The 15,563-nt window shown below is 72.4% G+C and carries 15 protein-coding genes; 8 read left to right on the top strand and 7 right to left on the bottom strand.

All coding sequences use genetic code 11. The annotated features are described in order from the left end of the window. The first annotated feature begins 17 nt into the window (after nt 1–17). Complete coding sequence (locus ACZ5NW_RS25505; RefSeq protein WP_468746239.1) at nt 18–1,112, top strand: phosphotransferase family protein; 1,095 nt, start codon at nt 18–20, stop codon at nt 1,110–1,112. Between the two features lie 17 nt (nt 1,113–1,129). On the opposite strand, the gene ACZ5NW_RS25500 is transcribed toward ACZ5NW_RS25505, so the two are convergent. After that, the gene (locus ACZ5NW_RS25500; protein WP_468746238.1) at nt 1,130–1,573 is read right to left on the bottom strand and encodes a hypothetical protein; all 444 of its coding nucleotides are present in this window, start codon (nt 1,571–1,573) and stop codon (nt 1,130–1,132) included. A 264-nt stretch (nt 1,574–1,837) separates the two neighbouring features. Here ACZ5NW_RS25500 and ACZ5NW_RS25495 point away from each other — a divergent pair, with 264 nt between their 5' ends. The 4 genes from ACZ5NW_RS25495 to fxsA all read left to right on the top strand — a co-directional run bounded on the left by ACZ5NW_RS25495 (nt 1,838) and on the right by fxsA (nt 6,041). Next, entirely contained in the window at nt 1,838–2,278 is a 441-nt protein-coding gene (locus ACZ5NW_RS25495; RefSeq protein WP_468746237.1) for an Lrp/AsnC family transcriptional regulator, read from the top strand. 104 nt (nt 2,279–2,382) lie between these two features. Next, nucleotides 2,383–3,984, top strand: coding sequence for an amidohydrolase (locus ACZ5NW_RS25490; protein ID WP_468746236.1), 1,602 nt, complete (start codon nt 2,383–2,385; stop codon nt 3,982–3,984). A 673-nt stretch (nt 3,985–4,657) separates the two neighbouring features. After that, a complete protein-coding gene (locus tag ACZ5NW_RS25485) occupies nt 4,658–5,455 on the top strand; it encodes a polyprenol monophosphomannose synthase (protein WP_468746235.1) in 798 nt (265 codons plus the stop codon). 58 nt (nt 5,456–5,513) lie between these two features. Then, complete coding sequence (gene fxsA, locus ACZ5NW_RS25480; RefSeq protein WP_468746234.1) at nt 5,514–6,041, top strand: FxsA family membrane protein; 528 nt, start codon at nt 5,514–5,516, stop codon at nt 6,039–6,041. Between the two features lie 133 nt (nt 6,042–6,174). On the opposite strand, the gene ACZ5NW_RS25475 is transcribed toward fxsA, so the two are convergent. The 4 genes from ACZ5NW_RS25475 to yczE form a co-directional block, all read right to left on the bottom strand. Further along, nucleotides 6,175–6,549, bottom strand: coding sequence for an RNA polymerase-binding protein RbpA (locus ACZ5NW_RS25475; protein WP_010357981.1), 375 nt, complete (start codon nt 6,547–6,549; stop codon nt 6,175–6,177). A gap of 278 nt (nt 6,550–6,827) precedes the next feature. Beyond that, complete coding sequence (locus tag ACZ5NW_RS25470; protein ID WP_468746233.1) at nt 6,828–8,177, bottom strand: MFS transporter; 1,350 nt, start codon at nt 8,175–8,177, stop codon at nt 6,828–6,830. Nucleotides 8,178–8,237: 60 nt separating this feature from the next. After that, nucleotides 8,238–9,005 carry a glycerophosphodiester phosphodiesterase gene (locus ACZ5NW_RS25465; RefSeq protein WP_468746232.1) on the bottom strand — a complete coding sequence of 256 codons (768 nt, stop codon included), beginning with the start codon at nt 9,003–9,005 and terminating at the stop codon, nt 8,238–8,240. Next, nucleotides 9,002–9,721, bottom strand: a complete 720-nt coding sequence (gene yczE, locus ACZ5NW_RS25460) for a membrane protein YczE (protein ID WP_468746231.1) — start codon at nt 9,719–9,721, stop codon at nt 9,002–9,004. The genes ACZ5NW_RS25465 and yczE overlap by 4 nt, the downstream gene beginning before the upstream one ends. Before the next feature lie 34 nt (nt 9,722–9,755). Here yczE and ACZ5NW_RS25455 point away from each other — a divergent pair, with 34 nt between their 5' ends. After that, nucleotides 9,756–11,255, top strand: a complete 1,500-nt coding sequence (locus tag ACZ5NW_RS25455) for an SCO1417 family PLP biosynthesis transcription factor (RefSeq protein ID WP_468746230.1) — start codon at nt 9,756–9,758, stop codon at nt 11,253–11,255. A gap of 32 nt (nt 11,256–11,287) precedes the next feature. Here ACZ5NW_RS25455 and ACZ5NW_RS25450 read toward each other — a convergent pair whose 3' ends face one another. Then, a complete protein-coding gene (locus ACZ5NW_RS25450) occupies nt 11,288–12,850 on the bottom strand; it encodes a hypothetical protein (RefSeq protein WP_468746229.1) in 1,563 nt (520 codons plus the stop codon). 61 nt (nt 12,851–12,911) lie between these two features. Next, entirely contained in the window at nt 12,912–13,106 is a 195-nt protein-coding gene (locus tag ACZ5NW_RS25445) for a hypothetical protein (protein ID WP_037742059.1), read from the bottom strand. A 274-nt stretch (nt 13,107–13,380) separates the two neighbouring features. On the opposite strand from ACZ5NW_RS25445, the gene ACZ5NW_RS25440 reads away from it, so the two are divergent. Continuing rightward, nucleotides 13,381–13,773, top strand: coding sequence for an ankyrin repeat domain-containing protein (locus tag ACZ5NW_RS25440; protein ID WP_468746228.1), 393 nt, complete (start codon nt 13,381–13,383; stop codon nt 13,771–13,773). 324 nt (nt 13,774–14,097) lie between these two features. After that, a complete protein-coding gene (locus tag ACZ5NW_RS25435; protein ID WP_468746227.1) occupies nt 14,098–15,516 on the top strand; it encodes a HEAT repeat domain-containing protein in 1,419 nt (472 codons plus the stop codon). Nucleotides 15,517–15,563 lie beyond the last annotated feature (47 nt).

The following is a 15,563-nucleotide window of genomic DNA, read 5'->3' as shown; positions in this document are numbered from 1 at the left end:
CGCAAGGGAGTTGATCGATGCCCACCGCGCCCCGTCCCCGTACGAGCACCCGTGACCCGGAGGAGCTGACCCGCCGCCTCACGGCCTGGCTGGACGCCAGGCTGCCCGGCGCCAAGGCCACCGGCGTCACCGTCCCGGCCTCCAACGGCATGTCCAGCGAGACCCTTCTCTTCGCCATCGAGCACCCCGAACCGCCGTTGCGCGCCTGCGCGTTGAGACTCGCGGCGGACCCGTCCGCGTACACCGTGTTCCCGGAGTACGACATGGTCCGCCAGTACCGCACGATGCGCCTGGTGGCCGAGCACACGGACGTACCCGTCCCGCGCGTGCTGTGGCTGGAGGAGGACCCGGGCCCGCTGGGCGCGCCGTTCTTCGTCATGGAACGGGTCGACGGCCGCGTACCGCCGGACGTCATGCCGTACACCTACGAGGGCAACTGGCTGCACGCGGCGACCGACACGGAACGCGACCGGCTGGAGACCGCCACGGTGGGCCTGTTGGCGCGGCTGCACGACCAAGTCCCAGTGGAACAGGCTGAGTTCCTGGCGCTTCCCGGACCCGGTGACGCCCTGCGCCGCCATGTCACGGCCCAACGCGCCTACTACGACTGGGTCGTCGACGGACTCGCCCGCTCACCGCTCATCGAGGACGCCTTCGCGCGGCTGGCCGAGCTGTGGCCCGCCGATCCGGGCACCCCTGTACTCAGCTGGGGCGACGCCCGTATCGGAAACGTCGTCTACGACGGCTTCGAGCCCGCCGCCGTCCTCGACTGGGAGATGGCGGCGCTCGCCCCGCGCGAGGTGGACCTCGGCTGGACCATCTACCTGCACCGCTTCTTCCACGACCTCACGGTCGCCTCGGGACAGCGCGGACTGCCGGACCTCCTGCGCCGCGACCGGGTCGAGGAGCGCTACGCGCGGCTGACCGGACACACCCCGCGGGACATGGACTTCCACACCCTGTACGCCGCCCTGCGGCACGCGATCGTCATGCTGCGGATCGCCTACCGCCAGGCGTACTTCGGTGAGGTCGCCGTCCCCGCGGATCCGGACACGCTGATCCTGCACCACCGCGCCCTGCGGGCCATGGTGGAGGGCGACTACTGGAGGTGAACGGGTCCGCGCGGCCCTCAGGCGGCGTGGCGGCGCATCGCCGGTACGCGCATCGGGCGCGAGCCCGGGCCGCCGACGTGCGAGAAGGGCTGGGTGCGCCAGTCGAGCCCCTGAGGGAGCGTCAACAGCAGGGCGGTGTCCTGCTCCTGGGGCGCGAAGGACTCGTCCGCGGGACGGGCCTCGGTGGCCGCGCGGCCGGTGCCGGCGCAGACCGTGAGGCCGAACGGGTTCCACGGCGAGGCGCACAGCGCGTGCTCCGGCAGGACCTCCTCGTCCGCCAGCAGGGCGATGGGCTGCGCGCAGTCCGGGCAGATCACCCGGAACATCTCGAAGGTGTCGTAGGCGTCGAACTCACCGTCGAAGCCATCGGCGTCGTCGGGTTCGACGCCCTCCGGCTCGGGTTCGACGACCGACTGGAGCCGCTTGGGCGCGACGCGACCAGGGCGCTTGACACTCTGCATGGGATTCTCCCCCTCGGGCTGGGCCGTGAAGGCACTGCGGCCTCGACCACAGCAAGCACTTCCCGTCCCGTCTCGGCGGTAATCACGAGAACATCACGAAGCCCAGTGGAGGGGTGTGGTGTTCGTCACATGCCAAGGGCGGATGGCCCAGCGGCGTGCCGACGCGCCAAGAGGCCACCGACCTCCTCGGGCACATCACAAACCGGGTATGACCTGGGGTGCATAGGTATACGAGGGATCGGGCGCCCTGTAAGTTCTTGCGCCATGGAGGAGCTGGACCGCCACATCGTGCAGCTGCTCGTCAAGGACGGGCGGATGAGTTACACCGACCTGGGCAAGGCCACGGGCCTGTCCACGTCGGCCGTGCACCAGCGGGTGCGCCGGCTGGAGCAGCGCGGCGTCATCCGGGGCTACGCGGCCGTCGTCGACCCCGAGGCCGTGGGGCTGCCCATGACCGCCTTCATCTCGGTGAAACCGTTCGACCCCAGCGCCCCCGACGACATCGCCGAGCGCCTCGCCGGCGTGCCCGAGATCGAGGCGTGCCACAGCGTCGCCGGTGACGAGAACTACATCCTCAAGGTGCGGGTGGCCACCCCGCACGAACTGGAGGAGCTGCTCGCACGCCTGCGCGGCCTGGCGGGCGTGTCGACGCGGACGACGGTCGTGCTGTCGACGCCGTACGAGGCCCGGCCGCCGCGGATCTAGCGGCAGCCTCAGGCCCCCCGCCGCGGATCCGGCGGCGGCTCGGCGTGCTCTTCGGGTGGGCCCCAGGTGCGGCTCGGGTCGTCCGGGGCGGGAAACTGTCCGTCATGAGTGAACGCACCGCCGAGCCCCGAACCGTCCTCCTCCGCCGCGGCGAGGTCCACAGCCCCGCCGATCCCTTCGCGACAGCAATGGTCGTCGAGGCCGGCCAGGTCGCCTGGGTCGGCTCCGAGGGCGCCGCCGACGCCTTCGCGGAGGGGGTCGACGAGGTGATCGACCTCGACGGCGCTCTCGTGACCCCGGCGTTCACCGACGCCCATGTGCACACCACCTCCACCGGTCTCGCGCTCACCGGTCTCGACCTGTCGGACGCGCCTTCGCTCGAGGCGGCGCTGGCCCGGGTGCGGGAGTTCGCCGCCGCCCGACCGCAGGACAAGGTGCTGCTCGGGCACGGCTGGGACGCCTCCCGCTGGCCCGGCGGACGCCCGCCCACGCGCGCGGAGCTGGACGCGGCGACCGGCGGCCGCCCCCTCTATCTCTCCCGCATCGACGTCCACTCGGCGGTCGTCACCACGGCCCTGCTCGACCTGGCCCCCGGGCTCGGGGCGGTCGACGGCCCGCTGACCGCCGACGCCCACCACAGGGTGCGCGCCGCGGCGTTCGCGGCCGTGACGCCGGCCCAGCGCGCCGAGGCCCAGCGGGTCGCCCTCGCGCACGCGGCCTCCCTGGGCATCGGCTCGGTCCACGAGTGCGCGGGCCCCGAGATCTCCTCCGAGGACGACTTCACCGCCCTGCTGCGGCTCGCCGCCGAGGAGCCCGGCCCGCGCGTCGTCGGCTACTGGGCGGAACAGAACGTCGACAAGGCGCGCGAGCTCGGCGCGGCCGGCGCGGCCGGCGACCTCTTCGTCGACGGCGCCCTGGGCTCCCACACCGCCTGTCTGCACACCCCGTACGCCGACGCGGACCACACCGGCACCGCCTACCTGGACGCCGCCGCCATCGCCGCCCACGTCGTCGCCTGCACCGAGGCCGGGCTCCAGGCGGGCTTCCACGCCATCGGCGACGCCGCCGTCACCGCCGTCGTCGAGGGCGTGCGCGCCGCCGCCGAGAAGGTGGGCCTCGCCCGCGTCCGGGCCGCCCGGCACCGGGTCGAGCACGCCGAGATGCTCACGCCCGAGACCGTCGCCGCCTTCGCCGAGCTCGGTCTCACCGCCTCCGTCCAGCCGGTCTTCGACGCGCTGTGGGGCGGCGAGGACGGCATGTACGCCCAGCGGCTGGGCGCGGAGCGGGCCCGGACGCTCAACCCCTTCGCGGCCCTGCTGCGCGCCGGTGTCCCGCTCGCCTTCGGCTCCGACAGCCCGGTCACCCCGCTCGACCCGTGGGGCACGGTCCGCGCCGCCGCCTTCCACCGCACCCCCGAGCACCGCGTCTCGGTCCGGGCCGCCTTCACCGCCCACACGCGCGGCGGCTGGCGGGCGATCGGCCGCGACGACGCCGGGGCCCTGGTGCCCGGCGCCCCCGCCGACTACGCCGTCTGGCGCACCGGGGAACTCGTCGTCCAGGCCCCCGACGACCGGGTCGCCCGCTGGTCCACCGACCCCCGCTCCGGCACCCCCGGTCTGCCCGACCTCACCCCCGACCGTGACCTGCCGGTCTGTCTGCGGACCGTGGTCGCCGGGCGGACCGTGTTCGTACGGCCGGGCGAGTGATCCGAGGCGTGCGGGCGGGCAAGATCACCCGTCCGCACGCCGTCGCACGACCTGCGCCGCCTCGTCGCTGACCAGCGCATTGACCGAAGACCCGCAGGTCGAACGGCTGTTGACAGCCGATGGCGTCGGGCCGGTAGGTTCGGCGGAGTCCACCACCGGACGCCCCGTCGCGGGACTTCCGAGACTCGACGCGACGCCGCTGGGTCAGGGACGGTGTGCCGCACCGGAACACCGCCACTGGGAGCCAGGCTCAGCGCCCGCGCAGCGGCGAGGGAACGTTCCGTCCGGACGGGGAGGTGTGACCCGGGTGGGGCCCGGGCGCTCAGTAGACAACGGCTTTCGGTCGACCCGCAGCCAGCGGGCCCCAGGTCGGCCCGAAGGGCGCCGGGCCCCCATCCGCAGCGGACACCGTCCCGCAGAGCGGCCCGCGCGTGCGCCTGCCTGCCGCACGCGCGGGCACACGGATCACACGGCCACACGCTCCGGCAGAGGCGGCACATGGGCCGGCATACAGGTCGGGGCAGGGGCCTGGACACGGGTCGGCATACGAGCCGAAATCAGGCTTCCTACCCCGCTCATGTGGAAACGACACCACCATACGAACGGCCTGTCACGTCATCGCAGGCGGGAGGCCACTATGGTGGTTCCTGCGTACGGACATGAAGGGGCAGCAGTGAACGACGGCGACGGGACCCTCGCGGCACAGGACCGGGGGAGGCAGTTCGGCCCGCTCGGCACGCCCTTGGTGATCATTCCGACCTACAACGAGGCGGAGAACATCAAGACGATCGTCGGCCGGGTGCGCAAGGCCGTACCCGAGGCCCACGTGCTGGTGGCCGACGACAACAGCCCCGACGGCACCGGCAAGCTGGCCGACGAGCTCGCCGCCGAGGACGACCACGTCCAGGTGCTGCACCGCAAGGGCAAGGAGGGCCTCGGCGCCGCCTATCTCGCGGGCTTCCACTGGGGCCTGGACAACGGCTACGGCGTGCTGATCGAGATGGACGCCGACGGCTCCCACCAGCCCGAGGAGCTGCCCCGTCTGCTGACCGCCCTCAAGGGCGCCGACCTGGTCCTCGGCTCCCGCTGGGTGCCCGGCGGCCGGGTGGTGAACTGGCCCAAGTCCCGTGAGTTCCTCTCGCGCGGCGGCAGCACGTACTCCCGGCTGATGCTGGACGTGCCGATCCGCGACGTGACCGGTGGCTTCCGCGCCTTCCGCCGCGAGACGCTGGAGGGTCTGGGCCTCGACGAGGTCGCCTCGCAGGGGTACTGCTTCCAGGTCGACCTGGCCCGCCGCGCGGTCAGGGCCGGCTACCACGTCGTCGAGGTGCCCATCACCTTCGTCGAGCGGGAACTCGGCGACTCCAAGATGAGCCGCGACATCGTCGTGGAGGCGCTGTGGCGGGTCACGGCGTGGGGCGTGGGGGAGCGGTTCAACAAGATCACCGGCAAGCGGGGCGAAGGAGCCTGACCGCTGCCCTCCCTCTGGCCTTATCCCGCTCTGAGCCGGGCCCAGGCACACTGGAGGCATGACGACAGGCGCTTCGACCCCCACGTATCCCGCCCGGCCCCGGCGTTCCCGCCTGCGGACCTTTCTGCCGCTGGGGCTCGCCGCGTGGCTGGTGCTGGAGATCTGGCTGCTGACCGTGGTCGCGGGTGCGACGAGCGGCCTGGCCGTCTTCCTGCTGCTCGTCGCCGGTTTCGTGCTGGGCTCGGTGGTGATCAAGCGGGCGGGCCGCCGCGCCTTCCGGAATCTCAACGAGGCACTCCAGCGCGGCACCGCCCCCACCCGCGGCGGCGGCAACGGACTCATGATGCTGGGCGGCCTGCTGCTGATGATCCCGGGCCTGATCTCCGACGCGGTGGGCCTGCTTCTGCTGCTCCCGCCGGTCCAGAAGACGATCGGCGCCTACGCCGAGCGCAAGCTGCGCGCGGCGGCCCCCGGCGGCTTCGGCGACGCCTACACGCAGGCCCGCATCCACCGCCCGGACGGCAAGGTGGTCCAGGGCGAGGTGGTCAGGGACGACAACGGTCCCATCAGCCCGTCCGGCGTTTGAGGCCACGCGCCACCACGCCGCTCGCCACTACGCCACTCACCGCACGCGAACGACCGCGGGCGCCGTACGTCAACCTCACGTACGGCGCCCGCGGTCGTTGTCGTGCGCTGTAAATCGGCCCCGCTTCGCAGGACTAAGCGGACTTGCGGCTGTCCCGGGGATGCACCGCGAGGTTCATCGCCCCGGACCGCAGAACGGCCAGCCGCTCCTCGAGGACCTCTTCGAGCTCCTCACGGGTGCGCCGCTCCATCAGCATGTCCCAATGCGTACGCGCGGGCTTGGCCTTCTTCTCCTCAGGGCCGTCGCCGTCCACCAGGAGTGCCTGGGCCCCGCAGACCTTGCACTCCCACTCCGGCGGGATCTCCGCCTCGACCGAGAAGGGCATCTCGAAGCGGTGCCCCTTCTCGCATGCGTACTCCACGGCCTGGCGCGGGGCCAGGTCGATGCCGCGGTCCGTCTCGTAGCTGGTCACCACGAGGCGCGTGCCGCGAAGAGCTCGCTCACTCATGAATCGTGCCTCCCGGGCTTGTCGCCCACAGGACAGGTGTCGCTGTCGTCGTCATCCGGTCAACGTCCGGTCGGCGGTAAAGATTCCCGTTCCGAGTCCCGTTCCGGGCAATGCGTCGCCGTCGTAGCCGCAGCCTTGTCAACCAGTGCAGTACCCACCGGCGCCCGGTTTGTCACATCTGCAAGGAGATGTCACCCAGCGTTTCGGCATCTTTGACGCGCAGTAACGGTACGCCTGGCAGGCCAAACGCGTACACTACCGCCCTTTCGCCGTGAGCGCTAAATCTTCTCCGGGACGGGATTGCCCGCGTCGCCGATCGCCCGCCGCACCGGAACCCGGGCGAGCAGCGCGAACCCCAGCACGAAGAAGGCCACCAGGGAGATGATCGCGTCCCGGTAGCTCCCCGTCAGCTGATAGGTGATGCCGAACAGCAGCGGGCCGAGCCAGCTCATGCCGCGGTCGCTCATCTCGTAGGCCGAGAAGTACTCGGCCTCCTTGCCGGGCGGCACGAGATGGGAGAAGAGGGAGCGGGACAGGGCCTGGCTGCCGCCCAGGACCAGTCCGATCGCTGCCGCCAGCAGGAAGAAGCCCACCGGCGCCCCCGCGGGCAGGAAGTAGCCGGCGCCCAGCGTGAGCGTCCAGGCGACCAGCGAGCCGAGGATCGTCCGCTGTGCGCCGTACCGGCGGGCCAGCCGCCCCATCCCCAGCGCTCCGGCGACCGCCAGCACCTGCACCAGCAGCACCGCGCCGATCAGCGTGGACTGGCCGAGGCCGAGTTCCTCCGAGCCGTAGACCGAGGCCTGGGAGATCACGGTCTGGATGCCGTCGTTGTAGATGAGGTACGCCAGCAGGAACGCCAGGGTCAGCGGGTGGCGGCGCATGTCGCGGACGGTGGCCGCGAGCCGGCGCGGCCCCGGCGCGATCGCCTCCCGCGTCCGCTCCGGCTCCCGGTCGCGCAGCCGCAGCAACGGGATCAGCGTGAAGCCGCCCCACCACAGGCCGGCCGAGGCCAGACAGATGCGCACGGCCATCGACTCGGAGACGCCGAAGGAGTCGTGCGCGAGATAGAGGACCAGATTCACGACCAGGACCAGCGACCCGGCCGCGTATCCGAAGGCCCAGCCCCGCGAGGAGACCGCGTCGCGCTCCTCGGGGCCCGCGATCTGCGGCAGACAGGAGTTGTAGAGCATCATCGCCACCGACTGGGCCGCGTTCGCCACCACCAGCAGCACCCCGCCGAGCAGATAGCGCTCGCCGTCGAGGAAGAACATGCCCGTCGTGGCCGCCGCCCCGACATAGGCGGAGGCGCCCAGCAGGGGCTTCTTGCGGCCGCTGCGGTCCGCCGCCGCGCCCACCAGGGGCATCACCAGGACGGCCACGATCACCGACAGGGAGACCGAGTACGCGAAGAAGGAGCCGGCCCGGACGGGAAGGCCCAGGGGATGGACGTACCCGTCCGCGTCCGCGGCCTCCTTGGCGACCGACGTCAGATACGGCCCCAGGAAGACGGTGAGCACGCTCGTCGAGTAGACGGAGCACGCCCAGTCGTAGAAGTACCAGCCGCGCTGCTCGCGCCGCCGCCCGGCGGCCTCGTCGGACGCCGCCGTCCGCACGGTGTCGGTGCTCACCCGTGCCCTCGCTTCCCCGCTGAAGTGCTGTGCGCGGGCAGGGGAGGGCGGACCGGTCACTCAGACCCAGACGCCACGGTCCTCCATGACCTTGCGCAACGTGTCGATGTGATCGGTCATGATGCCATCGACACCCAGGTCCAGGAGCCGGTGCATGCGTTGCGGTTCGTTCACGGTCCACACGTGGACCTGCAGCCCGCGCGCGTGGGCGGCCTGGATGAAGCGCCGGTCGACGACCTGGATGCCCGACTGCGTCTCCGGCACCTGGGCGGCGACGGCCGAGCGGCGCAGCGCCGCGGGCACGCCCCAGGAGCGCAGCCGGAGATTGAGCACCCCCCGGGTGCCGTACGACGTCGCCAGGCGCGGGCCGGCCAGCCGCTGGGCGCGCAGCACCCGGGCCTCGGAGAAGGAGCCGACGCAGATCCGGTCCCAGGAGTTCGTGCGCGCGATGAGGTTGAGCAGCGGGTGCAGGGCGGGCTCCGCCTTGATGTCGACGTTCCAGCGGACCTCGGGGAAGGTCTCCAGCAGCTCCTCGAAGAGCGGCACCGGCTCCTTGCCCGCCACGCGCGCGTCCCGTACGTCCGCCCAGAGCAGGTCGGCGATGCGGCCCGCCCCGTCGGTCACCCGGTCCAGCGTCGCGTCGTGGAAGGCGACCAGCTTGCCGTCCCGGGTGGCGTGCACGTCGGTCTCGATATAGCGGTAGCCCATCTCGACCGCGCGCCGGAACTGCGCCACGGTGTTCTCCAGACCGTCCGCGTCCCCGCCGCGATGCGCGAAGGGGATGGGGCCCGGATGGTCGAGGTACGGGTGGCGAATCAGGGTGCTCACGGACGCAGTATCACCCGTTCGGGTGACCCGGCGGCAACCACCGTGCTGCGGGCGGATGCCTCGGAAACGGCGAAAAGCCGCAGGAAGTACTGGGCGAGCGGACCGATCGAGACGGCGTAGAGCAGTGTTCCGACGCCGATGGTCCCGCCCAGGTCGAAGCCGGTGGCCACGACCGCCACCTCGACGGCCGTCCGCATCAGCCGGATCGACCGGCCCGTACGGCGGTGCAGCCCCGTCATCAGACCGTCGCGCGGGCCCGGCCCGAAGTCGGCGGCGATGTAGAGGCCCGTGGCGATCCCGTTCAGGACGATCCCGGCCAGCATCAGCGGCACCCGGACGGCCAGGGAGCGCGCCTCGGGGACCAGGGCCAGCGTGCCGTCCATGGCGAGGCCGACCACGAAGACGTTGGAGACCGTGCCGAGCCCCGGCCGCTGGCGCAGCGGGATCCACAGCAGGAGCACCGCCGCGCCGACGACGATGGACACCACGCCGATCGTCAGCCCGGTGAGCTCGGCCAGGCCCTGGTGGAGCACGTTCCAGGGCTCCAGTCCGAGACCGGCCTCCACGAGGAGCGCCGAACTGGCGCCGTACAGCGCGAGGCCGGCGTACAGCTGGACCAGCCGTCGTCCGGAACGGCGTGAGATGGACACGGGTACCCCCGAAGTGGTGGAAGTGGACTGACCCGTGTCACTCTGTGGCTTGGCGGGAGACGCCATCCATGGCCAATTCAGGGAAGGTGGACTGGTAACCATGGCGCAGTGGACCTCAGCGGTGGGCCCGACGCAGCTCGCCCGGCTGCTCACGTCCCAGCAGGACCGCCCGGCGGGGCCCGGCTCGCGCCGCCCGCCCGCCTATCGCGCGCTCGCCGACGGCATCCGGCTGCTGGTCCTGGAGGGCCGCGTCCCGGTGGCCGCCCGGCTGCCCGCCGAACGCGAACTGGCCCTCGCCCTGTCCGTCAGCCGCACGACCGTCGCCGCCGCCTACGAGGCCCTGCGCACCGAGGGATTCCTGGAGTCCCGGCGCGGCGCCGGCAGCTGGACGGCCGTACCGGCTGGCAACCCCCTCCCGGCCCGCGGCCTGGAACCCCTGCCGCCGGAGGCCCTCGGTTCGATGATCGACCTGGGTTGCGCGGCCCTGCCGGCGCCCGAGCCGTGGCTCACGCGCGCGGTGCAGGGCGCACTGGAGGAGCTGCCGCCCTACGCCCACACCCACGGCGACTACCCGGCCGGGCTGCCCGCGCTGCGCTCGATGATCGCCGAGCGGTACACCGCGCGCGGGATCCCGACCATGCCCGAGCAGATCATGGTCACGACCGGCGCGATGGGCGCCATCGACGCGATCTGCCATCTCTTCGGCGGCCGGGGCGAACGCATCGCCGTGGAATCGCCGTCCTACGCCAACATCCTCCAGCTGATGCGGGAGGCGGGGGCCCGGCTCGTGCCGGTCGCCATGGCCGAGGGGCTCGCGGGCTGGGACATGGACCGCTGGCGGCAGGTGCTGCGGGAGGCCGCCCCGCGCATCGCCTATGTTGTCGCCGACTTCCACAACCCCACCGGCGCCCTCGCCGACGAGGACCAGCGGCGCGCACTGGTGGAGGCGGCCCGTTCGGCGGGGACGGTGCTGGTCGCCGACGAGACGATGACCGAGCTGTGGCTCGACGAGGACGTGGCGATGCCGCGCCCGGTGTGCGGCTTCGATCCCGCCGGGTCGACCGTGATCACCGTCGGCTCGGCGAGCAAGGCGTTCTGGGCCGGGATGCGCATCGGATGGGTGCGGGCGGCGCCGGATGTGATCCGCAGCCTGGTCGCCGCGCGCGCGTACGCCGACCTGGGCACCCCCGTCCTGGAGCAGCTCGCCGTGAACTGGCTGTTCAGCACCGGTGGCTGGGAACAGGCGGTCGAACTGCGGCGCGGGCAGGCGCGCGAGAACCGGGACGCGCTGGTCGCGGCGGTACGGCGGGAGCTGCCGGACTGGGAGTTCTCGGTGCCCCGGGGCGGGCTGACGCTGTGGGTGCGGGCCGGCGGACTGTCGGGGTCGCGGATCGCCGAGGCCGGTGAGCGGGTCGGGGTACGGGTGCCGTCCGGCCCGCGCTTCGGGGTCGACGGGGCCTTCGAGGGGTTCGTGCGGCTGCCGTTCACCGTGGGGGGCGCGGTGGCGGAGGAGGCGGCGGTACGGCTGGCGGCGGCGGCGCGAGTCGTGGAGAGCGGAGGAACGGCGGGCGGCGAGGGCCCCCGCACGTTCGTCGCGTAGCCGCGTAGCCGCGCAGCCGCTTGGCCGTGTAGCTACGAGGTCTCCGCGGCGACGGCCTCCACCTGCACCGCCTCCTCGTCCGCGGGCTTGCTCAGCGGCGGCAGCAGATCCAGCACCGCCTGCCGCTGCACGTCGCTCGTGGCGTCGTCGTACGGATCCGGTGTCGCCGGCACCTGGAGCCGGTGCACCGCTCCCGCGCCCAGCCGGGCGTACCCGCGCCCCGGCGGCACGAGGTCGACCGGCGTGGTGTGCGGCGGAGCGCCCAGTACCGCTTCCAGCTGCTGCGCGCTCGCCGGCCCCAGCACGACACGCGCGCGCGTGTGCTGCCGCACGGCGTCGCCCAGGAAATCGAGGCTGTCGAACTGTTCGGCCACGGCCACCGTCACCTGCGCCGCGCGCCCGTGCCGGAGCGGGACCTGGAGCAGGGCCTGCGGGTCCTTGCGGCTGTCCGCCTCCGCGAGATGGGTGAACGCGGTCGGACGGTCGAGGAGGATCCACAGCGGCCGCCGGGCGTCGTCAGGCGGGGACTGGCCCGCCTGCCGGGCGAGGTTCGTGGCGATGAGCCGACGCTCGGTCTCCTGCGCCGCCCACTCCAGGCTGGCCAGTGCGCCGGCCAGTCCGACCTCGACGCCCAGGACGCCGTCCCGGCCGGTCAGGCACGCGTACTCGCCGGTGCCGCCCCCGTCGATGACGAGCACGTCGCCGTACTGGAGGGCCTGGAGCGCGATCGAGCGCAGAAGGGTGGAGGTGCCGCTGCCGGGCTGGCCCACCGCCAGCAGATGCGGCTCGGTGGAGCGGATGCCGGTGCGCCAGACGACCGGCGGTACGTCGCGCTGCTCCTCGCCATGGGTGAGGGGGAGCGTGCGCCGCACATGGATGGGGTCGGTGAAGCCGAGCACCGTCTCGCCGGGCGCGGTGACGAAGCGCTGGGCGGCGATGTCGGCGGGCAGGGGGGCGAGGACGCCGACGGTGAGCTCGTTGCCCTCCTCGTCCCAGGAGAACAGGTACTCCCGGCCCCGTCCCGACTTGGCGGTGAGCAGGTGTTCCACGCGCGCGCGTGCCTCCGGCTCACCGTCGGGGAAGTACGCCGGGTAGCGGATCACCAGCTGGGTGATCCGGCCCGAGCCGTCGAACTCGTACGTCGGGAACGCCTTGTCCCACTCGCCGCCGTGGGTGTAGAGCGGAGCGGGGTCCTCGGCGGTCGAGAAGTAGGGGACGAGGGCCTCGTAGAGCCCCTGGAGCCGCTGGGTCTGCGACTCGTCGGGGCCCTCGGGAGCCGGTGGGGTGCGGTCCCGGCCCTGCCAGGCCGCCGCCGCCATCAGGGTGATGGCGGCGAGCAGCGGGCCGTACGGCACGAGGGCCACGACCAGGATCACCGAGGCCACCAGGAACAGCAGCGGTCCGCGCTTGTCCTTGGGGGTCTCGGCCCACTTGCGCCGCCCGGCCGAGGCCAGCCGGCGCAGTCCGCGGGTGATCGTGATCAGTGGATGGAGGACATCGGTGGCGCTGTCGGCCGCCGTCCGGGCCAGCTCCCGGCTCCGGGCGATCTGCGCGCTGCCTGTGCTCAGGATGCGGGGGAGGGGGCGCCGGGCCACTGCGGTCTCCTGACGATGCGTACGGACGGGTCGGAGGGGTCGGACGGCGGGACGGGCGGCGTCAGAACTTGATGCCGCCCAGCAGGCTGGCCAGACTCTCGCCGCCCGCCTTGATGCTCGGCGCGATGGCCGTGCTCGCCAGGTAGAAGCCGAACAGGGCCGAGACCATGGCGTGCGACGCCTTGAGTCCGTCCTTGCGGAAGAAGAGGAAGACGATGATGCCGAGCAGGACCACGCCTGAGATGGACAGGATCATTTGAGATCTCCTGGTTCGCGGGGACAGTCACCATGAGTACTTCCAGGCTCACAGGATGTATCCATACGATAAAAGGTGCAAGCGGGTGAAATTCGGCAGATTTCCCCCAGGTGGCGGAACCTCTGATGGGCCGCCTGAGCTGGGAAGTTGCGTCGAACGGGGCTGGTGGTGATCTTTGCCTCGGCCGGCTCCGGTCATGTGCGCGCGGAGCCAGTACCCTGGCGATTCACCTGAACGGTTGCATGGAGTGACGTGTGGAGAGGCGGTCCGGCCGATGAGTGAAGCCCCCGACCCCGAGGTCGTGGAGCTGGCGACCAAGATCTTCGATCTGGCCCGGCGGGGGCGGACCGAGGAGCTCGTGGCGTACGTCGACGCGGGTGTTCCGGCCAACCTCACCAACGACCGCGGCGACTCGCTCGTGATGCTCGCCGCGTACCACGGGCACGCCGACGCCGTCCGTGCGCTGCTGGCGCGCGGCGCCGAGGCCGACCGGATCAACGACCGAGGCCAGACCCCGCTCGCGGGGGCGGTCTTCAAGGGGGAGACCGAGGTGATCAGGGCCCTGCTGGAGGCGGGCGCCGACCCCGCCGCGGGCACCCCCTCGGCGGTCGACACCGCTCGTATGTTCGGCAAGGCGAAGCTTCTGGAGCTGTTCGGCGAGCAGTGAGCGGTACGTTCCTGAGCAGGTAAAACGCAGTTTCTGACCAGGTAGTACGACGACCACGGGGGAGGCGGTACAGGGCCGCCGGAAATTTCGGTCGCGGCAGGCAGAACAGCCGAGTCATCATGACGTCGTGATTCACGGACGCGATGGCTGGGCAGGTGTTGCCGCACCGCGCGGGCCGTGATGCGGTCCGCATGGGCCACCGACGAGAGGCAGAGGAAGATGGCTTACAGCAAGCAGGAAACGGCGGGCGCCCCGACGTGTTGTCACGCGGCCAGGTAGTGCACGTCCCCGGTTGCGTCGACGCTTGATGTGAGGCTGTTTCCCATGTTCGATCCGGTCATAGCGCCCAGCGGCACGCTGCTCGGCCTGCTTCAGAGGGGCCGCGGCGACGGCACACTGCACGCGCTCACCGCCCCGCGGGCCGAGGCGCTCGCGGCTCTCAACCACTGTGTGCTGCGCGATCCCCGCCACGACTGGCAGGTGGAGAACCGCTCCCTGTACTACGCCCGTCTCTACCTCGACCTCGGTGGCGAGCTGGACGAGATCGAGGCGCACCTCTTCGACGTCGAGGACGCCTTCGACGCCGAGGAGTCCCGCACGGGCCTCGCCCTGGCGGTCCTCGGCCACCTCGCCTCCTACGGCAGGCGGGACGCCCTGGAACTGCTGCGCAGGTACGCCGTCTCGGGCTCCAACTGGGCCTGGGCCCTCGACGAACTCGCCCTGCGTGACGACGACGCCGGACTGCGCGCCCTCGCCGCGCCGGTGCTCGCCCGCTTCGCGACCGATCCCGAGGGCGAGGCCGAGCTGGCCGCCGCCGTGCGGGACGCCTTCGAGCCACGCCCCTGGCGGCTGTGGGCCGAGGATCCCCGCGAGTACATCTCCACGCGCGTGCGTGCCGCGCACGAATCGGGCTGCTTCGACCGATGGCAACGCCAGATGCGTCCCACCGGCCCCCGGCCGGGGTGGAGCGTGAGCGCCGTCTTCGAGTGGGCCCAGCAGGGCCTGGACCGAGGCGCCGCCCTCCATGTCCCCGCCGCCCGCTGTCTCGTGGCCGTCGCCGGCCCGGAGGACCGGCCGGAGATCGTCCGGGCCGCCCAGGACGGCACCGAGGGGGCGCGCTGTACCGCGCTGCGCTACCTCGCGGACACCAATGATCCCGACGCCCTCGACCTGATCGAGCGGGCCGTGGCCACCGGTTCGGCCGTCGTCGTGGACGCCGCGGTCGACGCCTTCGAACGGATGCGCGCCCTGACCGCGGTCGACCGCGCCCGCGGCTGGGCCCTGCGGCCCGACGCGCTCGGCGCCGCCGCCGGACGCGTGCTCGCCTGCCGGGGCGGCACCCAGGACAGCGACCTGGTCCTCGGTGCCCTGCGCGAGGCCGTGCGCGGCGAGGGCTGCGACGCCCCGACCCTGTGGACCCTGGTCGACGGCGCCGGACGGCTCGGCATCGTCTGCGCGGCCCCCGTCCTGCGGCACATCTACCGCGAGACGGCCTCGTCCCATCTGCGCGGCCGCTGCGCCCACGCCCTCGCCGCCACCGACCCCTCCTTCGCCACCGGGTTCGCCGTCGAGTGCCTCTGGGACTGCGAGGAGGCCACCCGTGAGATCGCCGCACGGCACGCCGAGACGGGGGACGCGCGCGTGGTGGAGCGGCTGCGCCGGCTCGCCGCCGACCCCGCCGAGGAGGCCGAGGTCCAGACGGCCGTCCGCAGCCGGATCGGGCCGGATTCCACCGCCATGTGACTCTTTTTCGATCACCTCGGGCCCACATCCGCTCGAAGGGTGAACAC

This window comes from Streptomyces sp. NPDC032126, assembly GCF_055580085.1.
This window is presented reverse-complemented; position numbering and strand designations above follow the sequence as displayed.